A 23047-nucleotide genomic window follows, 5' to 3' on the forward strand; every position below is an offset into this window, starting at 1 on the left:
CGTAATAAAATAATAAAACCGATATACAATGGAAAAGAAATTAAAATCATGGCAAGGATGGCTATTGTTCGGAGGTTCAATGGTCGTTGTTTTTGTTTTAGGATTATGTGTTTCTGCGTTGATGGAACGGAGGGCGGAAGTCGCCAGTATCTTTAATAACCGTAAAACTGTCATCAAAGGAATTGAAGCACGCAACGAACTGTTTAAAGATGATTTTCCCCGTGAATATCAGACTTGGACAGAAACGGCTAAGACTGATTTTGAAAGTGAATTCAATGGAAATATAGCTGTCGACGCTTTGGAAAAACGTCCGGAGATGGTTATTCTGTGGGCAGGATATGCATTCTCAAAAGACTATTCTACTCCGCGCGGGCACATGCATGCTATCGAAGATATCACCGCATCACTTCGTACCGGTTCGCCCGCCGGTCCGCACGATGGACCTCAGCCGTCTACCTGTTGGACCTGTAAGAGCCCGGATGTCCCTCGCATGATGGAAGCATTGGGAGTAGATTCTTTCTATAATAATAAATGGGCTGCTTTTGGTGATGAAATCGTGAACCCGATTGGTTGTTCCGACTGTCACGATCCTGAGACAATGAATCTTCATATCAGCCGTCCGGCATTGATCGAAGCCTTCCAACGTCAGGGAAGGGATATCACTAAAGCTACTCCACAGGAAATGCGTTCATTGGTTTGTGCGCAGTGCCACGTAGAATATTACTTCAAGGGTGATGGCAAATATTTGACTTTCCCGTGGGATAAAGGTTTCACTGTGGAAGATATGGAAGCATATTATGATGAAGCTGGTTTCTATGATTATATTCATAAGCTGAGCCGCACTCCGATTCTGAAAGCGCAGCATCCTGATTATGAAATAGCACAGATGGGCATTCATGGTCAAAGAGGTGTTTCTTGTGCCGACTGTCACATGCCTTATAAGAGTGAGGGTGGCGTGAAGTTCAGTGACCATCATATTCAGAGTCCGTTGGCAATGATTGACCGTACTTGTCAAACTTGCCACCGTGAGAGTGAAGAAACCTTACGTAATAATGTTTACGAACGTCAGCGCAAAGCAAATGAAATCCGTAACCGTCTGGAACAGGAACTGGCGAAAGCGCATATCGAAGCAAAATTTGCTTGGGATAAGGGAGCTACGGAAGATCAGATGAAAGATGTACTTGCATTGATTCGTCAGGCACAATGGCGTTGGGATTTCGGTGTGGCATCTCATGGAGGTTCTTTTCATGCACCGCAGGAGATTCAGCGGATTCTTTCCCACGGTCTGGACCGCGCTATGCAGGCTCGTCTGGCTGTATCTAAGGTTTTAGCAAAACATGGATATACGGAAGACGTTCCGATGCCGGATATTTCGACAAAGGCAAAAGCACAGGAATATATCGGTCTTGATATGGACGCTGAAAGGGCGGCTAAGGAGAAATTCCTGAAAACGACTGTTCCGGCATGGTTGGAGAAAGCAAAGGCTAACGGACGTCTGGCACAAAAATAAAAAAGGTGATATATGTGGAGCAAACCGTGGAGTTATAAAGAAGGACTGGTGATTGGTGCAGGATTGCTGGTGATAGGTGCTTTGCTGCAAATGTCAGTGGGAACTATCAATTGGAGTCTGTTTGCTTGTCCGGTTAATGTAATTGTGTTGGTGGTTTACCTCATTGCCTTGATAGCCATGCACCTCCTTCGTAAACGTATCTATCTGTTTGGATGGTTGAGCCATTATTCTGCCGCTGTTTCTTCCTTGGTATGGGTAGTCGGTATGACAGTGATAATGGGACTGATCCGGCAGGCTCCTTCCGGCCATGCTTCGAATGATATGCTGGGATTTTCACAAATGATTTCGTCCTGGCCTTTTGTCTTGCTTTACTTCTGGATGGTTACAGCATTGGGATTAACGATACTTCGTGCCGGTTTCCCTTTCAGAATTGGCAGACTTTCGTTTCTTCTCAATCATACCGGATTGTTTGTCGCATTGATTACGGCTACTTTGGGAAATGCCGATATGCAACGGTTGAAGATGACCACCCGGATGGGAAATGCAGAATGGCGGGCTACGGATGATAAAGGGAAGTTAATAGAACTTCCGCTGGCTATCGAACTGAAAGATTTCACGATTGACGAATATCCTCCGAAACTGATGTTGATTGATAATGAAACCGGTGGAGTACTTCCCGCAAAGTCTCCTGTGCATTTATTGCTTGAGGAAGGAGTTTCCGATGGTCATTTGCTCGATTGGGAACTGTCTGTCGAACAGTCTATTCCAATGGCTGCTTCCGTGACTACTGAAGACACACTGAAGTTTACGGATTTTCATTCGATGGGAGCAACATATGCAGTATATCTGAAAGCTGTCAACCGGAAAAATCAACAGACGAAGGAAGGCTGGGTGAGTTGTGGGAGTTTTCTCTTTCCTTATAAGGCATTGCGTCTTGACTCTTTGACGAGTCTGGTGATGCCGGAACGGGAACCGCAGCGCTTTGCGTCGGAAGTAAAAGTCTATACACAGGAAGGAACGATAACAGAAGGTACGATTGAAGTGAACCGTCCGATGGAGATAGAAGGATGGAAAATCTATCAACTTAGTTATGATGAGTCGAAAGGGCGATGGAGTGATATCAGTGTCTTTGAACTGGTTCGTGACCCATGGTTACCTGTTGTTTATGCGGGAATTATCATGATGATGCTCGGAGCTGTCTGTTTGTTTGTCAATGCACAAAAGAGAAAAGGGGAGGATAAGGAATGAGCTGGGAACATTTTATACTGTTTGCGATAGCCGCATTGATTTGCTGGGGCTTGGGAGCTTTTACTGCATGGAAAGGCAAGAAGCCGGCATGGACTTATGGTTTTACTTTGTTGGGACTGGCTATCTTCTTCAGTTTTATACTTGGCATGTGGATTTCGTTGGAACGTCCTCCGATGCGGACGATGGGAGAGACGCGGTTATGGTATTCCTTCTTTCTTCCGTTGGCAGGATTGATAACGTATGTGCGTTGGAAATATAAATGGATTCTTAGTTTCAGTTGCATTCTCTCTTTGGTATTTATTTGCATCAATCTTTTTAAACCGGAGATTCACAATAAAACATTGATGCCTGCATTGCAGAGCCCGTGGTTTGCTCCTCACGTCATTGTGTATATGTTTGCTTATGCGATGCTGGGAGCTGCGGTGGTAATGGCTGTTTATCTGCTTTGGTTCAAAAAGAAAGAGATTGAACGGAAAGAAATGGATTTATGTGATAACCTCACTTATGTAGGTTTGGCGTTTATGACATTGGGAATGCTGACAGGGGCTATTTGGGCGAAAGAGGCTTGGGGACATTACTGGGCCTGGGACCCCAAAGAAACATGGGCGGCAGCTACCTGGTTCTCTTATCTGGTGTATATCCATTTCAGATTGGGCAGACCGTTGAAGAGTCGTCCGGCATTAATCATTCTGTTAGTATCATTTGTCTTATTACAAATGTGCTGGTATGGAATCAATTATCTTCCATCAGCACAGGGAGTTAGTGTACATACTTATAACTTAAATTGAAATATCAATGAAAACATTTTATTGGTCACTCGTTCTTATGCTATTGCCAAGCATGGCATACACACAAACTACAGAGAAGGAAAACGAATTTTCGATGTCTATGCAAATCAGACCTCGTGCGGAGTATCGGAATGGTGCCTTGTTTCCTCGTCTTGAAGGGCAGGAAGCTGCATCATTTATTAATAACCGTGCCCGGCTGTCGATGGATTACAAACGTTCGGATTTAGAAATAAAGATGTCGGCGCAACATGTCGGAGTCTGGGGACAAGACCCGCAGATTGATAAAAATGGGCGATTTATATTGAATGAGGCATGGGCAAAACTGGATTTTGGAAAAGGTTTCTTCGCTCAGTTAGGTCGTCAGACCTTATCTTATGATGACGAACGAATCTTGGGTGGGCTGGATTGGAATGTAGCCGGACGTTATCATGATGCGTTGAAGTTGGGGTATGCCAATAAGAAGAATGAATTACATGTTATTCTTGCTTTCAATCAGAATGATGAGAAAACGGCAGGTGGTACTTATTATTATTCAGATGCCGCTACAGGTCAGCCTTATAAGAATATGCAGACGGTCTGGTATCACTATAAAGCAGACAATGTTCCTTTCGGAGCTTCTTTGTTGTTTATGAATTTGGGATTGGAGACAGGAGACAAGTCCACGCAAGACTCTCACACCCGTTATTTGCAAACAATGGGAACTTACTTTACTTATAAGAATAGCAGTTGGAATTTCGATGGTGCTTTTTATTATCAGATGGGTAAGAATAAGAATGCTCAGAAAGTTTCAGCCTTCATGGTTAGTGCTACGGCTGCTTATGCGTTCAATAATACTTGGGGTGCAGTGGTTGGTTTTGATTATCTGAGTGGTGATAAAGGTGGTGGTGACAAATTTAAGGCGTTTGACCCTCTTTATGGTACGCATCATAAGTTCTATGGAGCAATGGACTATTTTTATGCTTCTGCTTTCAAATATGGAGCTCCCGGATTGATAGACGGTCGTCTTGGCATTCGTTTACGTCCCTCTTCCAAAGTGGATATGGAACTCAATTACCACTATTTTGCTACGGCTGCCGATATGGACATTAATGAGGATTTGAAGATGGTATTAGGTTCGGAAGTCGATTACCAGATCAATTGGACAATAATGAAAGATGTGAAACTTTCTGCAGGATACTCTTTCATGCTCGGTACGAAGATGATGGATTTTGTGAAAGGGGGCAATCATAATAGTTGGCAAGATTGGGGATGGGTATCTATAAATATCAATCCGAAAGTATTCTTTGCAAAATGGTAATTGAAAGTTAGTCAGGGTTCTGATTAAACCATTGGTAGAAATAAGGAAGTGGCACCGCTTTGAAGTTGAGGCTGTGTCACTTTCTTTTTATTATAAGTATTTCTCCAGAGCCATTTTATTCAGAATCTCGATTTTTTTTCCTTCCATTGTGATAAGTCCTTCCTTGATTATTTTATTAATTTCTTTAGATAAAGCAGGACGTGACACATTCAGATATTCGGCAAGTTGAGATTGAGTATGCATGATTTCCACTGTCAGAGAGTCTGTCTTTTTGTGCTCGAATAAGTAAACAATAAACCTTTCACGTACAGTCTTGCGTGACAGAGGCTTCAGACGTGACACGGTGCATATATTACAATTTCCAGCGATACAAAGAAAGTTGTGTAATACCTGAGGGTCCTGACTGATGACTTTAAAAGTGGAATCTTTGGTTGCCATAAGTACTACACTGTCTTCCAAAGCTGTGAAAGTAGCAGGTAAAGTATTGTTAGAACTGAAAAGGTGGGGAGTGGCAAAGGTACGAGGTGCAATGATATACTCAATCATCACTTCATTTCCTAGTCCGTCAATGATATCAGTACGTAGTTTTCCTTCCAATAACACATATAGTTTGTTACAAGGTGTGCCTTGTGTAACAACTATTTCTTTTTTATCCGCTGCATAGATGACGAATTCCAGTTTATCTAACAGAGATTCCTTAATATTCAGAGGTAAATCCCGAAATAAAGGGATTTGAAATAGCTTTTCTTTATGTGAGTTGGTCAGCTGTATTTTTTTCATTGTACTATGTTGTTCGTATCATGGACAAAGATATAAATTATAAATTAGTAGAAAAAAAATACAGGAAGTATTGTTTGTAAGGTGGATAAGATAATGAAGAAAGTAAAATCAGTAATTAGGGTACATATCTCTGTAATTTATCTACATTCATTATATTATTATTTGTCTATTTTTGCAGAGTTAAAAAACTGACTAATAAAATACTAAAGATAAAAGTAATAAAGTTATGTCTAAAAAAGTTCTGATTATTTCGTCCAGTCCGCGAAAGGGCGGTAATTCTGATTTGCTTTGTGACGGATTTGAGAAAGGCGCCCTCGAAGCTGGTAATGAAGTGGAAAAGATTTTTCTGAAAGACAAAACGGTTCATCCTTGTACGGGATGCAGTGTTTGTAGTATGTATGGTAAGCCATGTCCGCAGAAGGATGATGCAGCCGAAATTGTAGAGAAAATGATTGTGGCTGATGTCATTGTAATGGCAACTCCGGTTTATTTCTATACGATGTGCGGACAGATGAAGATTATGATTGACCGCTGCTGTGCACGTTATACAGAAATTACGAATAAGGAGTTCTATTTTATTATTGCAGCAGCAGAGAATGATAAGTCGATGATGGAACGTACTATTGATGGTTTTCGCGGTTTCCTTGATTGTCTGGAGAATCCACAGGAGAAAGGAGTGATCTATGGAATAGGTGCATGGAAGGTGGGAGAAATAAAAGATACTCCCTATCTACAGGAAGCTTATGAAATGGGGAAATTGGTGTAAACGTTAGTTTTAGATACGCATTTTCTGTATCATATAACAGACTTTCGGGATGGTGTCACTATACTGATCATATAGTGACGCTATACCTGTAGGATAGTGACACTATAGTAATGGGATAGCGACACTATCTTTTTGATATATATTTGTATAAAAAAATCAGTTTAATTACCCTGATTATAATAATCTTCTTTCGTTCGATTCCAGCTCCAATAATGTCTTTTTGGCTGTAAGACCACCTGCATATCCGGTCAATTTATGGTCACTGCCGATCACTCTGTGACAAGGAATAAGTATTGAAATCGAATTTGCTCCATTAGAAGAGGCTACTGCACGGATAGCTTTCGGATTGTTCAGCCTTTGTGATAATTGAGTATACGATATCGTTGTTCCATAGGGGATATTTTGCAGTTCATTCCACACACTTTTCTGAAATTCCGTCCCGACAAGAAGCAGAGGAACATCGAATGCTATTCTTTGGCGGGAAAAATATTCATCTAACTGGCTAATCGTTTTTGCGATTACTTCAGAGTTTTCTGTTACATATTGAGCGTTTAGGGCTTTTTGTATCCGTTTGTCAATTGCAGCTCTGCGTTTTTCACTCACCACCCAGTCACACATACAGAGTTTGTCTTCAAAAGAACCGAGTATCAATTTCCCGCATGGAGATTGATAGTACTGTATCTGAACTGCTTTTGCTTTACCTTTTTCTTCTTTCTCCATTTTAATTCTTTATTTGAAGGGTTAAATATGGATGTAAAAGTAATTATTTACATTCAAACTACAAAATGAATCATTCGGCAGTGAAAGCCTGAAACAATAGATTTTACCCCTACAATGGATTTAAATCGGTTGATTGCTTGTTCTGCCATAGAATTATTCTAATTTTGTAGCAGAACTTTTTATTTCGTATTATTTGATTAATAACCAAGCTACATGAACTATAAAATAACGACTCTTGTAGAAAATTGTGTCTATGGACGTAAATTGCAGGCAGAACATGGGCTTTCACTCTATATTGAGACTCCGGAAAATAGATTACTTTTTGATACGGGAGCTTCCGATTTATTTATCCGTAATGCCCGTTTATTACATATTGATCTGCAAAAGGTGGATTATCTGGTATTATCTCATGGTCACAGTGACCATACAGGCGGATTGCGTTATTTTATGGAATTGAATACGAAAGCGACAGTTGCCTGCAAACGCGAAGTGTTTTTACCTAAGTTTAAAGATGAACGTGAAAATGGAATAAAGCATACCCATTCGTTTGATCTTTCCCGATTCCATTTTATTGATGATTTGACTGAGCTAGTTCCCGGAGTATTTCTTTTCCCTTCTGTGGATATTATAGACCGGAGAGATACCCATTTTGAACGGTTTTGGATTCAGAAAGAAGAAGGTTCTAAAGTGCCGGATACTTTTTCTGACGAATTAGCTATGACATTGGTTGCGCCTGAAGGACTTTCTGTTTTAAGTGCTTGTTCTCATCGTGGTATTACCAATATATTGCGGACTGTACGAACCGTATTTCCGGGACTACCCTGCAATTTACTTTTAGGTGGTTTTCATATTCATAAAGCAGAAGAATTTAAATATAAAATTATTGCTGATTATCTGCATGAATATTTACCTCAAAAGATGGGTGTCTGCCATTGTACGGGAGTAGATAAATATGCTTTCTTTTATAAGGAGTTTGGTGATAGAGTATTTTATAATCACACAGGGAACTTGATTCAGACGAATTCTTTGATATAATTATCTAAGATGACTTGACAGAATGTAAAAAATGAACTGGATGAACTTTAAAGACTGCATAGATTCTTATCCCTTTATACTGATGGAAGGTGCTTTAGGAGAGCGACTAAAGAGGGAGTTTGATTTGGATATCAGTGGTACCGTTGCAATGGCTGACCTAATTTATCAGCAAAAAGGCAGAATGGCATTAAAAACGCTATGGAATGAATATATGGATATTGCACATAGATATCAGTTGCCATTTCTTGCAATAACTCCAACAAGAAGGGCCAACAAAGAGCGGGTTTATATGGCTGGATACAATGAATCCATCATCACAGACAATGTGGATTTTCTTCGTACAATAAAAGAAACGGTGAATGTGAACATGTATATCGGTGGTTTGATGGGATGTAAGGGAGATGCATATACAAGTGAAAGAGCTCTAAACCAAGAAGAGGCAATAGCCTTTCACAGTTGGCAAGCCAGTCTGTTCAAATCCGTTGGAGTTGATTTTTTATATGCGGGTATAATGCCTGTATTGTCGGAGGCTATCGGAATGGCAGTCGCTATGTCTGATACAGATATTCCATATATTATCAGTTTTACCATTCAAAGAAACGGAAAATTGATAGACGGCCATACAATTAATGATGCTATATATTACATTAATAATCATGTATCAAACAAGCCAGTGTGCTATATGACAAATTGCGTTCATCCTGATATCGTTTACGAAGCACTTTCTCATAAGTTCAATCAAACACAGATGGTAAAAAATCGCTTTTGGGGTATACAGGCAAATACTTCCAGACTTTCATATAAGGAATTGGATGGAGCAAAGAATTTGCGTACTTCTTCGGCAGTCGATTTAGGTAAGGCTATTTTAAGGTTAAAATCAGATTATCATCTTAAAATATTTGGTGGGTGTTGTGGAACAGACAGCAGGCACATGGAAGAAATCGCTGGAATATCAAAAGTGGTTTAAAGCAGCTTTAAATATAGTCTTCTTGTGAAATTTAGAATATAAATTAAATATATAAACATACAATAATATGAAGAAACTTATAACTTCTTTAGCATTGGTACTGGTTGCATTATCCAGCCATGCTATTACCCCTCTGTGGATGCGTGATGCACGTATTTCACCGGATGGATCGGAAATCGTCTTTTGTTATAAAGGGGATATCTACAAAGTTCCTGCACAGGGAGGAGCTGCTGTTCAGTTAACGACACAAGCCTCTTATGAGGCTAATCCTGTTTGGTCGCCTGACGGAAAACAAATAGCCTTTGCCAGCGACCGAAATGGTAATTTCGATCTCTTTATTATGCCGGCTGACGGTGGAATAGCACGTAGATTGACCTTTCATTCCGCTTCGGAGATTCCTTCAGCTTTTACTCCTGACGGTAAATTTGTACTTTTTTCTGCATCTATTCAGGACCCGGCGAACAGTGCCCTGTTTCCTACCGGAGCAATGACGGAGTTGTATAAAGTTCCGGTTTCCGGAGGACGTACCGAACAGGTGCTGGCTACTCCTGCCGAATGGGTGTGCTTTGATAAATCGGGGAAAAATTTCCTTTATCAGGATCGTAAAGGTTTTGAAGATGAATGGAGGAAACATCACACATCTTCTATAACAAGAGATATCTGGTTATATGATACCCAAACCGGGAAACATACCAATCTGACCAACCGGGGAGGGGAGGATCGTAACCCGGTATATGCACCGGACGGCACTTCTGTTTATTTTTTAAGTGAGCGTAACAACGGTTCATTCAATGTATATAACTTTGATTTGAACGCTCCGCAAGAAGTGAAAGCTATTACTACTTTCCGCACGCATCCGGTACGTTTCTTGTCCATCAGTGACAAAGGAACATTGTGTTATACGTATGACGGAGAGCTTTATACGCAGGAGCCCAACGCCCGTCCGAAGAAAGTGAGCGTTGACCTTGTACGTGATGATGAAAAAGAGATGGCTGCTCTTCGATTTTCTCAGGGGGCAACTTCCGCTTCTGTGTCTCCGGATGGTAAACAGGTGGCTTTTATTGTACGTGGTGATGTTTTTGTGACTTCAACTGATTATGCTACAACCAAGCAAATAACGAATACTCCGGCAAAGGAAGCCAGTGTATCTTTTGCTCCCGACAATCGTACACTTGTATATGCAAGCGAACGGACTGGTAACTGGCAACTTTATACCGCTAAGATAGCTCGTAAAGAGGAGGCAAACTTTCCCAATGCAACTCTTATTGAGGAAGAGGTGCTGCTTCCTTCTAAGACCGTAGAGCGCGCTTATCCGCAATATTCTCCGGATGGTAAGGAACTGGCTTTTATTGAAGACCGTAACCGGTTGATGGTACTTGACCTGAAAACAAAGAAAGTGCGTCAGGTGACAGACGGTTCTACTTGGTACAACACCGGTGGCGGATTCGACTACGAATGGTCACCCGATGGCAAGTGGTTTACGCTTGAATTTATCGGCAATCGTCACGATCCTTATTCTGATATCGGTATTGTCAGCGCGCAGGGAGGTACTATCATTAATTTGACTAATAGTGGTTATATTAGCGGTTCTCCACGTTGGGTGCTGGATGGAAATGCCATTCTGTTCCAGACGGAGCGTTATGGTATGCGTGCGCATGCTTCCTGGGGTTCTCAGCAGGATGTGATGATGGTGTTTTTGAATCAGGATGCTTACGACCGTTACCGTTTGAGCAAAGAGGATTTTGAACTGCTCAAAGAATTTGAAAAGGAACAGAAGAAAGCAAAGAAGAAAGACGATGATAAGAAAAAAGACGGAAACAAGTCTAAAAAGGAAAAGGCAGATAAAGAAAAAGATAAGGCAGACAAAGCGGGAGATGAAGAGGAGTTGGAGGATAAGAATGACATTATTGTAGAACTCAATGGCATTGAAGACCGTATTGTACGCTTGACTCCCAACTCTTCTGATCTGGGTAGTGCCATCCTCTCAAAGGATGGGGAGAATCTGTATTATTTCTCTGCCTTTGAGGAAGGCTATGACCTTTGGAAAATGAATCTTCGTGAAAAGGATACGAAGCGTCTCCATAAACTTAATTCCGGCTGGGCATCGCTGATGCTGGACAAAAAAGGAGATATCTTTTTACTGGGAAGCAGAAATATGCAGAAAATGGATGCTAAATCGGATGCTCTGAAATCTATCAGTTATCAGGCTGAAATGAAAATGGATTTAGCTGCTGAACGTGAGGCGATGTTCGACCATGTGTATAAACAGCATCAAAAGCGTTTTTATAATCTTAATATGCATGGAATAGACTGGGATGCTATGACGGCTGCCTATCGCAAATTTTTGCCGCATATAGATAATAACTACGACTTTGCAGAGCTGTTAAGCGAATGGTTGGGTGAACTGAATGTTTCGCATACCGGAGGTCGCTATTCTCCAAGAAGCAATGGAGATGTGACTTCTAATCTGGGATTACTGTTTGACTGGAATTATCAGGGAAAGGGCATGCAGATTGCTGAAATGATAGAGAAAGGTCCGTTCGACCATTCTCGCACCAAGGTAAAGGCAGGATGCATTATCGAGAAAATCAACGGAGACGAAATAGCTCCGGATAAAGACATCACTGCTCTCTTGAATAATAAGGCAGGAAAGAAAACGCTGATTTCGCTGTACGACCCACAGAACAAGGAGCGCTGGGAAGAAGTGGTTAAGCCTATCACAAGCGGACAGCTCAATGGCCTGCTGTATAAACGTTGGGTAAAGCAACGTGCTGCAGATGTGGAGAAATGGTCTGGCGGTCGTTTAGGATACGTTCATATTCAATCGATGGGAGATGGAAGTTTTCGTACTGTTTATTCGGATATTCTGGGAAAATATAATAACTGTGATGGAATTGTGATCGACACTCGCTTTAATGGGGGTGGTCGCCTGCATGAAGATATTGAAATACTTTTTAGTGGTCAGAAATATTTTACTCAGGTGGTACGCGGACGTGAAGCCTGCGATATGCCAAGCCGCCGCTGGAATAAACCTTCTATTATGTTGCAGTGTGAAGCCAATTATTCGAATGCTCATGGTACTCCGTGGGTGTATAAGCATCGGAATATTGGAAAGCTTGTGGGAATGCCTGTTCCGGGAACAATGACAAGTGTGTCTTGGGAAACATTACAAGACCCTTCATTGGTATTCGGAATTCCTATCATCGGTTATCGTTTGCCTGACGGCAGCTATCTGGAAAATACTCAACTGGAACCTGATATTAAAGTTGCCAATAGCCCGGAAACAGTGGTGAAAGGTGAGGATACACAACTGAAAATGGCTGTGGATGAATTGCTTAAAGAGATAGACAGCCAGAAGAAGTAGATATCTTCGTTTGTGTTAAAAGAATCGAAAAGAACACTCCTGTTGAAATGATGTATCAAAGTTATTTCTACTTTTATGTTTGACAATAGTGTCAAGCTAAGGGGACATAGTGTAGAACATGATTAAAATAGGAATTGACGTAGGTTCAACAACTGTGAAGTTAGTTGCTATCGATGAAAATGATAATTTATTATTTTCGAAGTACGAGAGACACAATGCGAAAGCAAAAGAGACAATTTTATCATTCCTGAAAGAGCTGTTATCCGAAATTGGAGATAAAGATATCTCCTTAAGAATAACGGGCTCTATCGGAATGGGAATTTCCGAGAAATGTTCATTGCCATTTGTACAGGAAGTTGTTGCAGCGGCGAAAGCGATACAAAAAGATTATTCTCATGTGACTTCTATGATAGACATCGGAGGGGAAGATGCGAAAGTTGTCTTCTTCAAAGATGGCGAAGCGACTGATTTGCGCATGAACGGAAATTGCGCAGGAGGAACAGGTGCTTTTATTGATCAGATGTCGATCATACTGGGGGGAATATTGATGAATTGAATCATCTTGCCATGAATGCGAAACAGGTGTATCCGATTGCCTCCCGTTGCGGTGTTTTCTGTAAAACAGATATTCAGAATCTGATTGCTAAAAATGTAAGTCGTGAGAATATTGCGGCTTCTATCTTTCGTGCAGTAGCTGTTCAGACAGTCGTGACACTGGCACATGGCTGTGATATAACAACTCCCGTATTGTTTTGCGGTGGTCCGTTGACTTTCATTCCGGCACTGAGAAAAGCCTTTATTGATTATTTATCTTTTGATGAACAAGAGATAATACTGCCTGCCAACGGTACTTTACTTCCTGCATTGGGGGCTGCTTTATTTCATATCGAGGGTGAGGATTATTATAAACTGTCTCATTTGATCGATAAGATCGACACTACTTTAAACTGTGCAGGAAATCTTACTGCAACAGGGCTGAACCCCATTTTTACGAGTAGTGAGGAATATGAAATATGGAAAGAGAGAATATCTCGTCATAAGATGATGTCTTCCGGTTTGAAAGCCGGAAAACAAGATGTTTTTATTGGCATTGATTCCGGTTCTACCACGACAAAGATTGTTGTATTGGATGGAGATTCAAGAGTATTGTATTCTTACTATAATATGAATGGAGGAAATCCGATAAAGGCCGTAGAGGATGGTTTGAATCGGTTGGGCGAAGAATGTTTGAAGCAGGGCGCTGTACTCGATATAAAAGGAAGTTGCTCTACCGGATATGGTGAAGACCTTATAAAATCGGCCTTTCAGCTTCATTCGGGAATTATCGAAACGATTGCTCATTATATGGCAGCACACTATCTGAATAAGAATGTGTCTTTCATCCTCGATATCGGAGGACAGGATATGAAAGCCATTTTTGTGAATAATGGAGTGATTGACCGGATGGAGATTAATGAAGCGTGCTCATCCGGATGTGGTTCATTTCTTGAAACATTTGCTAAGTCTTTGGGGTATTCAGCGCAAGAATTTTCATTGGCAGCCTGCCGCTCGGAAGCACCGTGCGATTTGGGAACAAGGTGCACTGTTTTCATGAACTCAAAAGTGAAACAGGTGCTCAGGGAGGGAGCAACTATCAATGATATTGCCGCCGGACTGGCATATTCTGTTGTTAAGAATTGCTTGTATAAGGTACTAAAACTGAAAGATATATCTGTTTTGGGGAACGATATTGTTGTACAGGGGGGGGACCATGCGCAATGATGCGGTGGTCCGTGCTATTGAACTTCTCACAGGAGCAGAAGTTGCAAGATGTGATACTCCTGAGTTGATGGGAGCCTTCGGATGTGCATTATATGCGATGAAGCATCAGGGGGAATCCGTATCATTGAATGAGATTATAAATAAAGCTCAATATTCGGCACGTTCTCTGTATTGTAAAGGTTGTGATAACCGCTGTCTGGTCATTCGTTATCAGTTCGAAAGCGGTAAAAGTTACTATTCGGGAAACAGATGTGAGAAAGTTTTCACGAATGGGGAGAGCAGTAATCGAAAAGGTCTGAATGTTTATCGACAAAAAGAAGAACTTTTGTTTCACCGCAGTGTGGAGATTGCAGTTCCTAAACAGATCATCGGTATCCCCCGATGCCTGAATATGTACGAGGAATATCCTTTCTGGCATACTCTCTTCACTTCCTGTGATATACAAGTCTGCTTGTCTGATCCATCCAATTTCAGGAGGTATGAGCATAGTGCACGGATGGTGATGTCGGACAATATCTGTTTTCCGGCTAAGTTGGTACATAGCCATGTACAGAACCTGATAGAAAAGAAGGTGGACCGGATATTTATGCCTTTTGTCATCTTTGAAAGAAAAGGGAAGGAACAAAACAGTTATAATTGTCCTATTGTAATAGGGTATTCGGAGGTTATCAAGAGTGTACAGTCCGAAGGTATACCCATTGACTCTCCTGCAATAACTTTCAAAGACCGGAGGCTGCTATTTAAGCAATGCCGTGAATATCTGAGCAGTTTGAATGTGGATGATAAAATGATTCAGCAGGCATTCAATAAGGCGGAAAGCGAACAGATTTCTTTTATTAATACATTGGTTGAGTATAATAAAAATATATTGAAGCATGCAGGGGGAGGGGAGACGCTGACTGTCATGCTTGCCGGACGCCCTTATCATACCGATTCTCTGATACAGCATAAAGTATCGGACATGCTTTCGGATATGGGAGTGAATGTGATAATGGATGATTGGGTGCGTCATTTGGATATTCCGGTGGATGATGCGCATTTTGTTGCTCAATGGGCCTATACGAATCGTATTTTAAAAGCAGCGAAATGGTGCGCAACACAAGGACAGAATGTTCAGTTTGTAGAAATGACGTCATTCGGGTGTGGTCCGGATGCCTTTCTGGTAGATGAAGTGAGAGATTTGCTGATGCGTCATAATAAATCGCTGACCTTATTGAAGCTGGATGATATCAATAATATCGGTTCAATGAAGTTGAGGGTACGTTCAATGATCGAAAGCCTCAAACTTGCGAATATGAATGAAACAGAAGATATCGGTGTAAAAGACTTTGCGACTGTCCCTGTTTATGATGAGTTTTACCGTGACCGTAAAATATTAGTTCCTTACTTTACTCCATTTATTTCACCTTTGATTCCTGCTATAATGAAAGTAGCCGGTTATGATGCGGAAAATCTTCCTCTCAGTGATAGTGATTCAAGTGAATGGGGATTGAAGTATGCCAATAATGAGGTCTGTTATCCGGCTACTTTGATAGTTGGTGATATCCTGAAAGCGCTTAAAAGTGGAAAATATGATGTAGCCAAAATAGCAGTGGCAATCACTCAAACGGGAGGGCAGTGCCGTGCTAGTAACTATATTTCTTTGATAAAAAAGGCACTGATGGATGCCGGATATACGGATATTCCTGTAATCTCTATTTCTGTGGGCAGTGAAATAGATAATAATCAACCTGCCTTCAAGGTCAACTGGATGAAAGTAATTCCGATTACTTTTCATGCTGTTTTGTATAGTGACTGCATTGCAAAGTTTTATTATGCGTCGGTAGTACGTGAGAAAGAGGCAGGTGTATCGGCTAGGTTACGTGATAAATATTTGCAGCTTGCATCTGAAGTGATACTGAGAAGAGATATAAAAGGACTTCATTCTTTGTTGCAATCGGCTATCGCTGAATTTAATAGTATATGTAAGGCTGTTGATACCCCTAAAGTTGGAATTGTAGGAGAAATTTTTTTGAAATTCAATCCTTTTGCTCAAAAAGAGATCATTGATTGGCTGATAGACCGGAAGATAGAAGTGGTTCCACCGATTTTAGTTGACTTTTTTATGCAGGGATTTGTGAATAGGAAGATCAATACGGACTCTTATGTAAAAAACAGGCAATTGCCTGAGTTTATTTACGATTGGATTTACAGGTTTGTAAAAAAACAGATTGATAAAATAAACAAGACTGCAAATCAGTTCCGTTACTTTGTCCCCTTCAATGATATTTTTGAAGAGGCGGAGGGAGCTAAAAATATTATTTCCTTGAATGCTCAATTCGGTGAAGGTTGGTTATTACCGGCTGAAATCGTGTCTTACGCCCGGCAAGGAGTGAAAAATGTCGTGAGTTTGCAACCTTTTGGCTGCATAGCAAATCACATCGTATCCAGAGGAGTCGAAAAACGTATAAAAAGTTTCTATCCGGATATAAATTTACTATCTTTAGACTTTGATAGTGGTGTGAGCGACGTAAACATAACAAACCGTATGCTTTTATTTATTGATAATCTGAAAAATGCGACAATGAATTATGACAACAACTAATAACAATGAAGATGTGGAGAAAAAGATAGTTGAGGCTGCCAAGGAACTATTTATAGAGAATGGTTTTGCGGAAACCAGTATGAGTGATATTGCTGCTAAAGTTGGTATCAACAGACCGGTGCTTCATTATTATTTCAGAACGAAGGATAAGATGTTCCAGGCCGTTTTTGGCAACATCATACTTTCTTTTATTCCCCGAATACATGATATCATCATTCAGCAGGACAAATCTGTTTCCGAGAGTATTGGTGAAATTGTAGATGCTTATTATAAAGTATTTACTGAAAACCCATGTTTACCATTGTTTATGGTGAGAGAAATGCATCGTGATATGGACCATTTAAGTACTACGATCAAAGAGTTACGTTTGGAACAATATCTCCATAAGATTATGGATGTTTTGCAGGAAGAAATGAATGGTGGGAGACTTAAAACAGTTCCTCTGCCATTTGTGTTTTATACTTTTTATAGCGCATTGACAGTACCCTTTCTGACAAAAAATCTTAGTGCTTCTTTCTTTTTGGAGAAGGAGGATACTTTTGAGGATATACTTGTTCAGTGGAAACCTTATATAGTCAGGCAGATGGAAGCGTTACTGGTAGTAGGTTAGAGAAATAAAAACTTATTTCTCTAACAGTTTACTCTTATGCAATTTACTTCAATGCGGGTAATAACTTGTAGAGAGTCTTCCTTGTCATTATTTTCTGATTCAGGAAACTGACGATATATCCTGTGATACAGGCGGCGATAAGAGAGCCCTCGCGAACACCTTCGATACATTGAGAAAGCAGGAGAGAGAGTATGACTGCCAGAGTGACCAGCGTAACATCAAAACAGACTTTGAACTTTCCAAACTCTTTGTTGTAGCGTCGGGAGGCATACTTCACAAAAGCCTCTGCGCTCATCATAGCTACTTTAGGTTTGAGTTCGAGTACTACTCCTATGGATTGTATCATACATCCTGTGAGTAATAAGGCTATTGACATCCCGTAATTGTCGGGATGTAGATCACTGGTGAGTGCCATATTGAAATCAATGAATGCTGAAAAGATAAGGGAGAACGGCAATTGAAGAAGTATTTCAATGGTATCCTGTTTGGTATTATTTTTTCTGATTAACCAAAACTGTCCCATAATAAGCAGCATATTGATGAGAAATGTACAAGTCCCTAATGACAAGGGACTGTTCAGACTTAATACATAATTGACGCTGGATATAGGTGTCGTTCCCAACGCGGAACGCACGATCAATACTATTCCGGCAGCCAGAAAATACAATCCGATAACAAATACTAAATACCTTTTAAAAACGTCCTTCATTTCCATGTCTTTATACTCTATATGATTGGTTTCTTTTCCATTCTGTAAAGAAGAGTATGCAAAGGTCCCGTTTTTTTGCCTGAAATGAGTTATCCAATTCCACACAGTTTTTGTCATATCCGAAACAAATTGTATTTTTACGTCGAAAAGGAGGAGGCATAAATGGTAAAATCCCGTATTTTTGATAATAGGCAGTTGCTAAAGGAACATCCGGAAATTCCTCATTATAAAGAGGAGGTAGTCTGCTTTATGAGTGAATATAAAGATAGAAGTTATCCGGAAAATGAACGTTACTTTAACCGTGAACTTTATATGATCCTCGTTCTTGAAGGTCGTTCCGAGATTTTGCTGAATGGTGAGTTTATTGCGATAGAGCCTGATATGCTACTTGTTCATGGAGCGAATTATCTCACTGATCATCTTTATTCGAGTCCGGATATAAAGTTTATCACCCTCTCTATTTCCGAATCCATGCGGACAGACGATTCTTATCTTACCCAGATAACAGCCATCCTGTTGGCTACGATGAGGCAGAATAGGCAATACACCATACAACTAACCGCCTACGAAGCTCAAATTATCCGCAATGAATTGGAAGTGCTGATGCATCTGCTGAATATAGAACATCAGTTTCTTTTCCGGAGAATACAGGCGGCATGTAATGCTTTGTTTCTGGATATAGCCGATTTTCTTTCCCGGAAAACCATTATCAGAAAGCAGGTCAGCCATAAAGACCACGTTTTACAGGAGTTTCATGCGCTTGTTACCCGAAATTTCAGAGAGGAACATTTTGTCAGTTTCTATGCGGATAAGCTGGCTATCAGTGAACAATATCTTGCACGTATCGTTCGTGCCGGAACAGGAAAAAGTGTGAATACTATTATTAATGAATTGTTGGTAATGGAAGCCCGTACCTTGTTAAGTTCCACTAAACTCACGGTAGGGGATATTGCCTCCCGGCTAGGTTTTAGTGATGCTGCCGGTTTCTGTAAATTTTTCAAGAGAAATACAGGACGGACTCCACTCAGCTATCGGAAAGGATTATTGATTTTGATTGAAAAAAGTAGGTTGATGTAGCCTCATAACGAGCGGATACATCAACCTGCATGAAATTATATAGTGAACCGGTTTTGACTCATTAGCCAACCAAGGATATGATATCTTCTACAATCTGTTTATCTGTCAGGTGATTGGAGCGGAGCAATTCTTGTACGTCGTAACGGTCTACAAATTCCTTTTTGGCTCCGTAGTTGAGAACTTTCATATCCGTCGCTCCATAATAACGGGCAATCTTTTCACCAAAACCGCCATCCAGCACTCCGTCTTCCAGTGTAATTACTAATTCGTGGTCAGCTTTCAGTTCATCCATTAATTCGCTGTCTACGCCTGTGATATAACGAGGATTGATAAGGGTGGCATCAATATTGGCTTTATTTTTCAGCAATGACAGAACTGACTGACCTAATCCAAAGAAGGAACCTAATGCAACGATAGCTACTTTGGAACCGCGGTGGACAACTTTATAACGATTGAGATTGCTATAGTCAGACTCTGCCGGTTCGCCGTAACTGATAACCTCTGTGGCAGGTACACGGATAGCAACCGGATGTTCATTCTGGCGGATACTCCATTCCAGCATGGCAAGATATTCCTCTTTGCAGGTGGGTGCCAAGTAAACCATATTGGGGATATTGCTGATCAGTGGAATATCGAAGAAGCAGAGGTGAGTAACATCATTCATGCCGGATAATGTTCCCCAAAATACCAACAGAACTGCCGGATTGTTATTGATGCAAAGATCTTGCGAGAGTTGGTCGTATGAACGTTGTATAAATGTACTGTATACTCCGTAAACCGGTTTTCCACCATTGGCTGCAATGCCAGAAGCAAGAGCTACTGCGTGTTCTTCGGCAATGCCGACATCTACAAACTGCTTGCCTGCTTCCTGGCGACGGGCAGGAGTAAATCCCAAAACAGCAGGAGTACCGGAAGTAATAGTAACCACCCTTTTATCTTCTTTCATCTTTTTCAGCAGATATTGAGCGGTCACTTCACTATAGTCTTCTGCATCATCGTTTACTTTCGATTCTCCAGTTACTATATCAAACGGTGTACGCCAGTGATATTTTTCCTTATTTTGTTCCGCAGGCTCGTAACCTTTGCCTTTTAATGTATTAATGTGGATTACGATCGGATGCAGGATGTCTTTTACTTTAGAGAAAGCTTCAATCAGTGCTTCTACATTATTGCCGTCATTCACATACATATAGTCCAGTCCCATCGCTTTGAAAAAGTTACATTCACATTGGCCGTTGCTGTCGCGTAAGTCTTTTAAATTCTTATATAAGCCTCCATGATTTTCGGCAATAGACATCTGATTGTCATTGACAATAATAATCATGTTAGTACCCATTTCTGCAACATAATCCAATCCTTCGAATGCTTCGCCTCCGCTTAATGAGCCGTCGCCTATTACAGCGATGATGTTTTCGTTGCCACCTGTCAGATCACGTCCTTTAGCTAATCCACTTGCCAGACTGACAGAAGTAGAAGTATGACCGATCACAAAGAAATCATGTTCACTTTCCTGTGGTTCCGAGTAGCCGGATACATTGTCATATTCAGCCGGATGCAGGAAAGCATCTTTACGACCGGTCAGCATTTTATGTACGTAACTCTGATGTGATACATCATATACAATTTTATCTTTCGGTGAATTGAAGACATAGTGCAAAGCAATAGTTGCCTCCACCATTCCGAAGTTAGGACCGAAGTGTCCGCCGTGTTCACTCAACTTTTGTAAAAGTGATGTGCGGATTTCATGACTTAAGTCATTTAGTTCCTGAAACGATAATTTCTTTACGTCTGCAGGAGAGTCGATATTTTCCAGATACATATCAATTTGTTTTTTATGTTTATACCTATATTTTTATTTCACTGCAAAGATACTGCCCGATTTGAAATCAGTTTGTATATGAATTACAGATTCTTTTACCCATATTACAGTTCTGCATAGAATAGGGATTGATCAAAGCATTAATAGGGGGAGAGGATATAGAAAGAAGTTAGTTTTGGGATATCTGATATTCGTTGGGAGTTATTCCTGTCATCTTTCTGAATAGGCGGCTAAAAAACTGTACGCTGGGGAATCCTAACTGATCAGCGATCAGACTGGTTGTGAGTTTTCCTGTCAATAACATCTTTTTGGCTGTCTCTATTCGTTTAAATTGAAAATACTCATCAGAGTTTTTTCCTGTTTCAATCTTTAACAGGTCATTAAAATAATGAGGTGACAAATGAAGTTTTTCCCCACAATATTCTATTGAAGGTAAACCTTTACTTTTTAATAGTCCCATTTCGATATACTCAACCAGAAAATTATCAGTCTGCTTTAATATCATTTTATTCGCCTCATTTCTCGTAATGAACTGGCGTTCGTAAAAGCGGGAACAATAGTCTAACAATAGTTCAATGTAACGTGAAATCAAGGTTTTACTATGGCAGTCTATCGCATGTTTTAATTCTTGTTCTATGTTACAGATGCATTCTATGGCCTTCGTCTTTTCGCGCAGAGAGAGATGAAGGGATTCATTCAGTTGATAGAAAAGAAATGTATACCTATCTATATGTTCATCTAAGGAAGTACCGCAAAGCAGCGTAGGATGGAATGCCAATAACCATCCTTTTTGTGGGAAGATTTTATCCTCACTCATGTTAATAGATTGTCCCGGAGTAAGAAATATCATCGTTGCATTGGAGTAGTCATAATATTTGCGTCCGCATATAAAGTCCTCCGCTTGTCCTTCCATCAGCAAGATAGTGTAAAAGTCAAACTTGAGGGTACGTTCCGTCAGGTTTGCTTTAGACAAGTCGATGGCGCTAACCAATGGATGCAAGGTTTTATTTCCCATGCAATGGTTACATTGATGTACAGTCTTTAAGTTTAATATTTTTTCTTTCATGTAAATGCTTGATTTCTATATTCGTTCGGAGTACATCCGACACGCTTTTTGAATAGTCGGCAAAGATGTTGCGGATACTGGAATCCGAGTGAGTAGGCTATCTGGCTGACGGTTTCCTCTGTGTCAACAATACGTTCTTTTGCAAGTTCGATCACCTTTGTCTGAATATGTTCTTGTGGAGTTTTTCCTGTTTCCTTTTTCACCATATCTCCGAAATAGTTGGAAGAAAGGCAGATCTTGTCTGCGAAGTACTTCACGGAAGGCAGACCGTCCTGCATGGGAAGTTGACTCTGAAAGTATTCATCCAGAAGTTGTTCGAATTTGGTGAGAGCATCTTTATTAATGTTGCTTCGTGTGATGAACTGCCGTTCGTAGAAACGCATACAGTAATTTAGCAGCAATTCAATATTCATAGCAATTAATGCTTTGCTGTGTTTGTCTATGGCATGTTCCAATTCTATGCTGATTTTCTTCAGGCAATCCATCACTATTTCCTTTTCCTGATCTGACAGGTGCAATGCTTCGTTCACTGCGTAAGAAAAGAAAGTATATTTTTTTATTTCTTTTCCCAGAGAAGTACCGCGAATCAAGTCGGGGTGAAAAACAATGCCATAGACAGGTGGACTTACCTCGTCTTCAAAGGTTTCTACACTTGCTGTCTGACCGGGACCAAAACAAACGATAGTGCCTTCCTGATAATCATAATATTGGCGGCCATATTTGATATCGCAACTTTTAGTCTCTTTCAGAAAAAGTGCATAAAGACCATAATTCATTTGGATGTGGTTAACGGATTTAGTAGCTTTAGTCAAGTCGACGATGCTAACCAAAGGGTGCAAGGTTTCAAGTCCGTATAAGCTATTATACAGGTCTACATTCTCTAATTTTATAACTTTATCCATACCTGTTGATAGTTGAATTGTAACAAAGATACACATAAAAAAAC

General features: G+C 40.5%; 16 protein-coding genes and 1 pseudogene. 11 read left to right on the plus strand and 6 right to left on the minus strand.

Going from position 1 to position 23047, the window contains the following annotated elements; translation table 11 throughout:
• Positions 1–28: 28 nt before the first annotated feature.
• Genes nrfA through BLW31_RS12680 form a run of 4 tightly spaced genes read left to right on the plus strand, consistent with a single transcriptional unit; the run spans position 29 to position 4843 of the window.
• Positions 29–1510 carry an ammonia-forming cytochrome c nitrite reductase gene (gene nrfA, locus BLW31_RS12665; protein ID WP_010538674.1) on the plus strand — a complete coding sequence of 494 codons (1482 nt, stop codon included), beginning with the start codon at positions 29–31 and terminating at the stop codon, positions 1508–1510.
• A gap of 12 nt (positions 1511–1522) precedes the next feature.
• Positions 1523–2758: a cytochrome c biogenesis ResB family protein gene (locus BLW31_RS12670; protein ID WP_010538673.1), complete on the plus strand. Its 1236-nt coding sequence runs from the start codon at positions 1523–1525 to the stop codon at positions 2756–2758.
• Positions 2755–3546: a cytochrome c biogenesis protein gene (locus BLW31_RS12675; RefSeq protein ID WP_010538672.1), complete on the plus strand. Its 792-nt coding sequence runs from the start codon at positions 2755–2757 to the stop codon at positions 3544–3546. The genes BLW31_RS12670 and BLW31_RS12675 overlap by 4 nt, the downstream gene beginning before the upstream one ends.
• Positions 3547–3553: 7 nt before the next feature.
• The gene (locus BLW31_RS12680) at positions 3554–4843 is read left to right on the plus strand and encodes an alginate export family protein (protein ID WP_029425620.1); all 1290 of its coding nucleotides are present in this window, start codon (positions 3554–3556) and stop codon (positions 4841–4843) included.
• Between the two features lie 90 nt (positions 4844–4933).
• On the opposite strand, the gene BLW31_RS12685 is transcribed toward BLW31_RS12680, so the two are convergent.
• On the minus strand, positions 4934–5623 hold the full coding sequence (locus BLW31_RS12685) for a Crp/Fnr family transcriptional regulator (RefSeq protein ID WP_010538670.1): 690 nt from the start codon (positions 5621–5623) through the stop codon (positions 4934–4936).
• Between the two features lie 226 nt (positions 5624–5849).
• Between BLW31_RS12685 and BLW31_RS12690 the strand changes: the two genes are divergently transcribed.
• Positions 5850–6389 carry a flavodoxin family protein gene (locus tag BLW31_RS12690; protein ID WP_010538669.1) on the plus strand — a complete coding sequence of 180 codons (540 nt, stop codon included), beginning with the start codon at positions 5850–5852 and terminating at the stop codon, positions 6387–6389.
• A 174-nt stretch (positions 6390–6563) separates the two neighbouring features.
• Here BLW31_RS12690 and BLW31_RS12695 read toward each other — a convergent pair whose 3' ends face one another.
• The gene (locus BLW31_RS12695) at positions 6564–7109 is read right to left on the minus strand and encodes a methylated-DNA--[protein]-cysteine S-methyltransferase (RefSeq protein ID WP_010538668.1); all 546 of its coding nucleotides are present in this window, start codon (positions 7107–7109) and stop codon (positions 6564–6566) included.
• 213 nt (positions 7110–7322) lie between these two features.
• Between BLW31_RS12695 and BLW31_RS12700 the strand changes: the two genes are divergently transcribed.
• The 5 genes and pseudogenes from BLW31_RS12700 to BLW31_RS12720 all read left to right on the plus strand — a co-directional run bounded on the left by BLW31_RS12700 (position 7323) and on the right by BLW31_RS12720 (position 17430).
• The gene (locus BLW31_RS12700) at positions 7323–8144 is read left to right on the plus strand and encodes an MBL fold metallo-hydrolase (protein WP_010538667.1); all 822 of its coding nucleotides are present in this window, start codon (positions 7323–7325) and stop codon (positions 8142–8144) included.
• 40 nt (positions 8145–8184) lie between these two features.
• Positions 8185–9111: a homocysteine S-methyltransferase family protein gene (locus tag BLW31_RS12705; RefSeq protein ID WP_010538666.1), complete on the plus strand. Its 927-nt coding sequence runs from the start codon at positions 8185–8187 to the stop codon at positions 9109–9111.
• A 67-nt stretch (positions 9112–9178) separates the two neighbouring features.
• On the plus strand, positions 9179–12475 hold the full coding sequence (locus tag BLW31_RS12710) for a S41 family peptidase (protein WP_010538665.1): 3297 nt from the start codon (positions 9179–9181) through the stop codon (positions 12473–12475).
• 118 nt (positions 12476–12593) lie between these two features.
• Positions 12594–16820, plus strand: a pseudogene (locus BLW31_RS12715) (acyl-CoA dehydratase activase).
• Positions 16807–17430: a TetR/AcrR family transcriptional regulator gene (locus BLW31_RS12720; RefSeq protein WP_010538664.1), complete on the plus strand. Its 624-nt coding sequence runs from the start codon at positions 16807–16809 to the stop codon at positions 17428–17430. The pseudogene BLW31_RS12715 and the gene BLW31_RS12720 overlap by 14 nt, the downstream one beginning before the upstream one ends.
• Before the next feature lie 43 nt (positions 17431–17473).
• Here the strand turns inward: BLW31_RS12720 and BLW31_RS12725 are convergent, their stop codons facing one another.
• The gene (locus tag BLW31_RS12725; RefSeq protein ID WP_029425619.1) at positions 17474–18145 is read right to left on the minus strand and encodes a YczE/YyaS/YitT family protein; all 672 of its coding nucleotides are present in this window, start codon (positions 18143–18145) and stop codon (positions 17474–17476) included.
• 156 nt (positions 18146–18301) lie between these two features.
• On the opposite strand from BLW31_RS12725, the gene BLW31_RS12730 reads away from it, so the two are divergent.
• Positions 18302–19216 (plus strand): helix-turn-helix domain-containing protein, encoded by a 915-nt coding sequence (locus tag BLW31_RS12730; RefSeq protein WP_010538662.1) that lies wholly within the window; start codon positions 18302–18304, stop codon positions 19214–19216.
• Positions 19217–19277: 61 nt separating this feature from the next.
• Here BLW31_RS12730 and BLW31_RS12735 read toward each other — a convergent pair whose 3' ends face one another.
• The 3 genes from BLW31_RS12735 to BLW31_RS12745 form a co-directional block, all read right to left on the minus strand.
• Complete coding sequence (locus BLW31_RS12735; RefSeq protein ID WP_010538661.1) at positions 19278–21035, minus strand: 1-deoxy-D-xylulose-5-phosphate synthase; 1758 nt, start codon at positions 21033–21035, stop codon at positions 19278–19280.
• Between the two features lie 169 nt (positions 21036–21204).
• Positions 21205–22101: a helix-turn-helix domain-containing protein gene (locus BLW31_RS12740; RefSeq protein ID WP_010538660.1), complete on the minus strand. Its 897-nt coding sequence runs from the start codon at positions 22099–22101 to the stop codon at positions 21205–21207.
• Positions 22098–23003 carry a helix-turn-helix domain-containing protein gene (locus tag BLW31_RS12745; RefSeq protein WP_029425618.1) on the minus strand — a complete coding sequence of 302 codons (906 nt, stop codon included), beginning with the start codon at positions 23001–23003 and terminating at the stop codon, positions 22098–22100. Before BLW31_RS12745 ends, BLW31_RS12740 begins: the two co-directional genes overlap by 4 nt.
• Between the last annotated feature and the right edge of the window lie 44 nt (positions 23004–23047).

The sequence above is a fragment of the Bacteroides faecis MAJ27 genome (assembly GCF_900106755.1).
GTDB classification, from domain to species: Bacteria; Bacteroidota; Bacteroidia; order Bacteroidales; family Bacteroidaceae; genus Bacteroides; species Bacteroides faecis.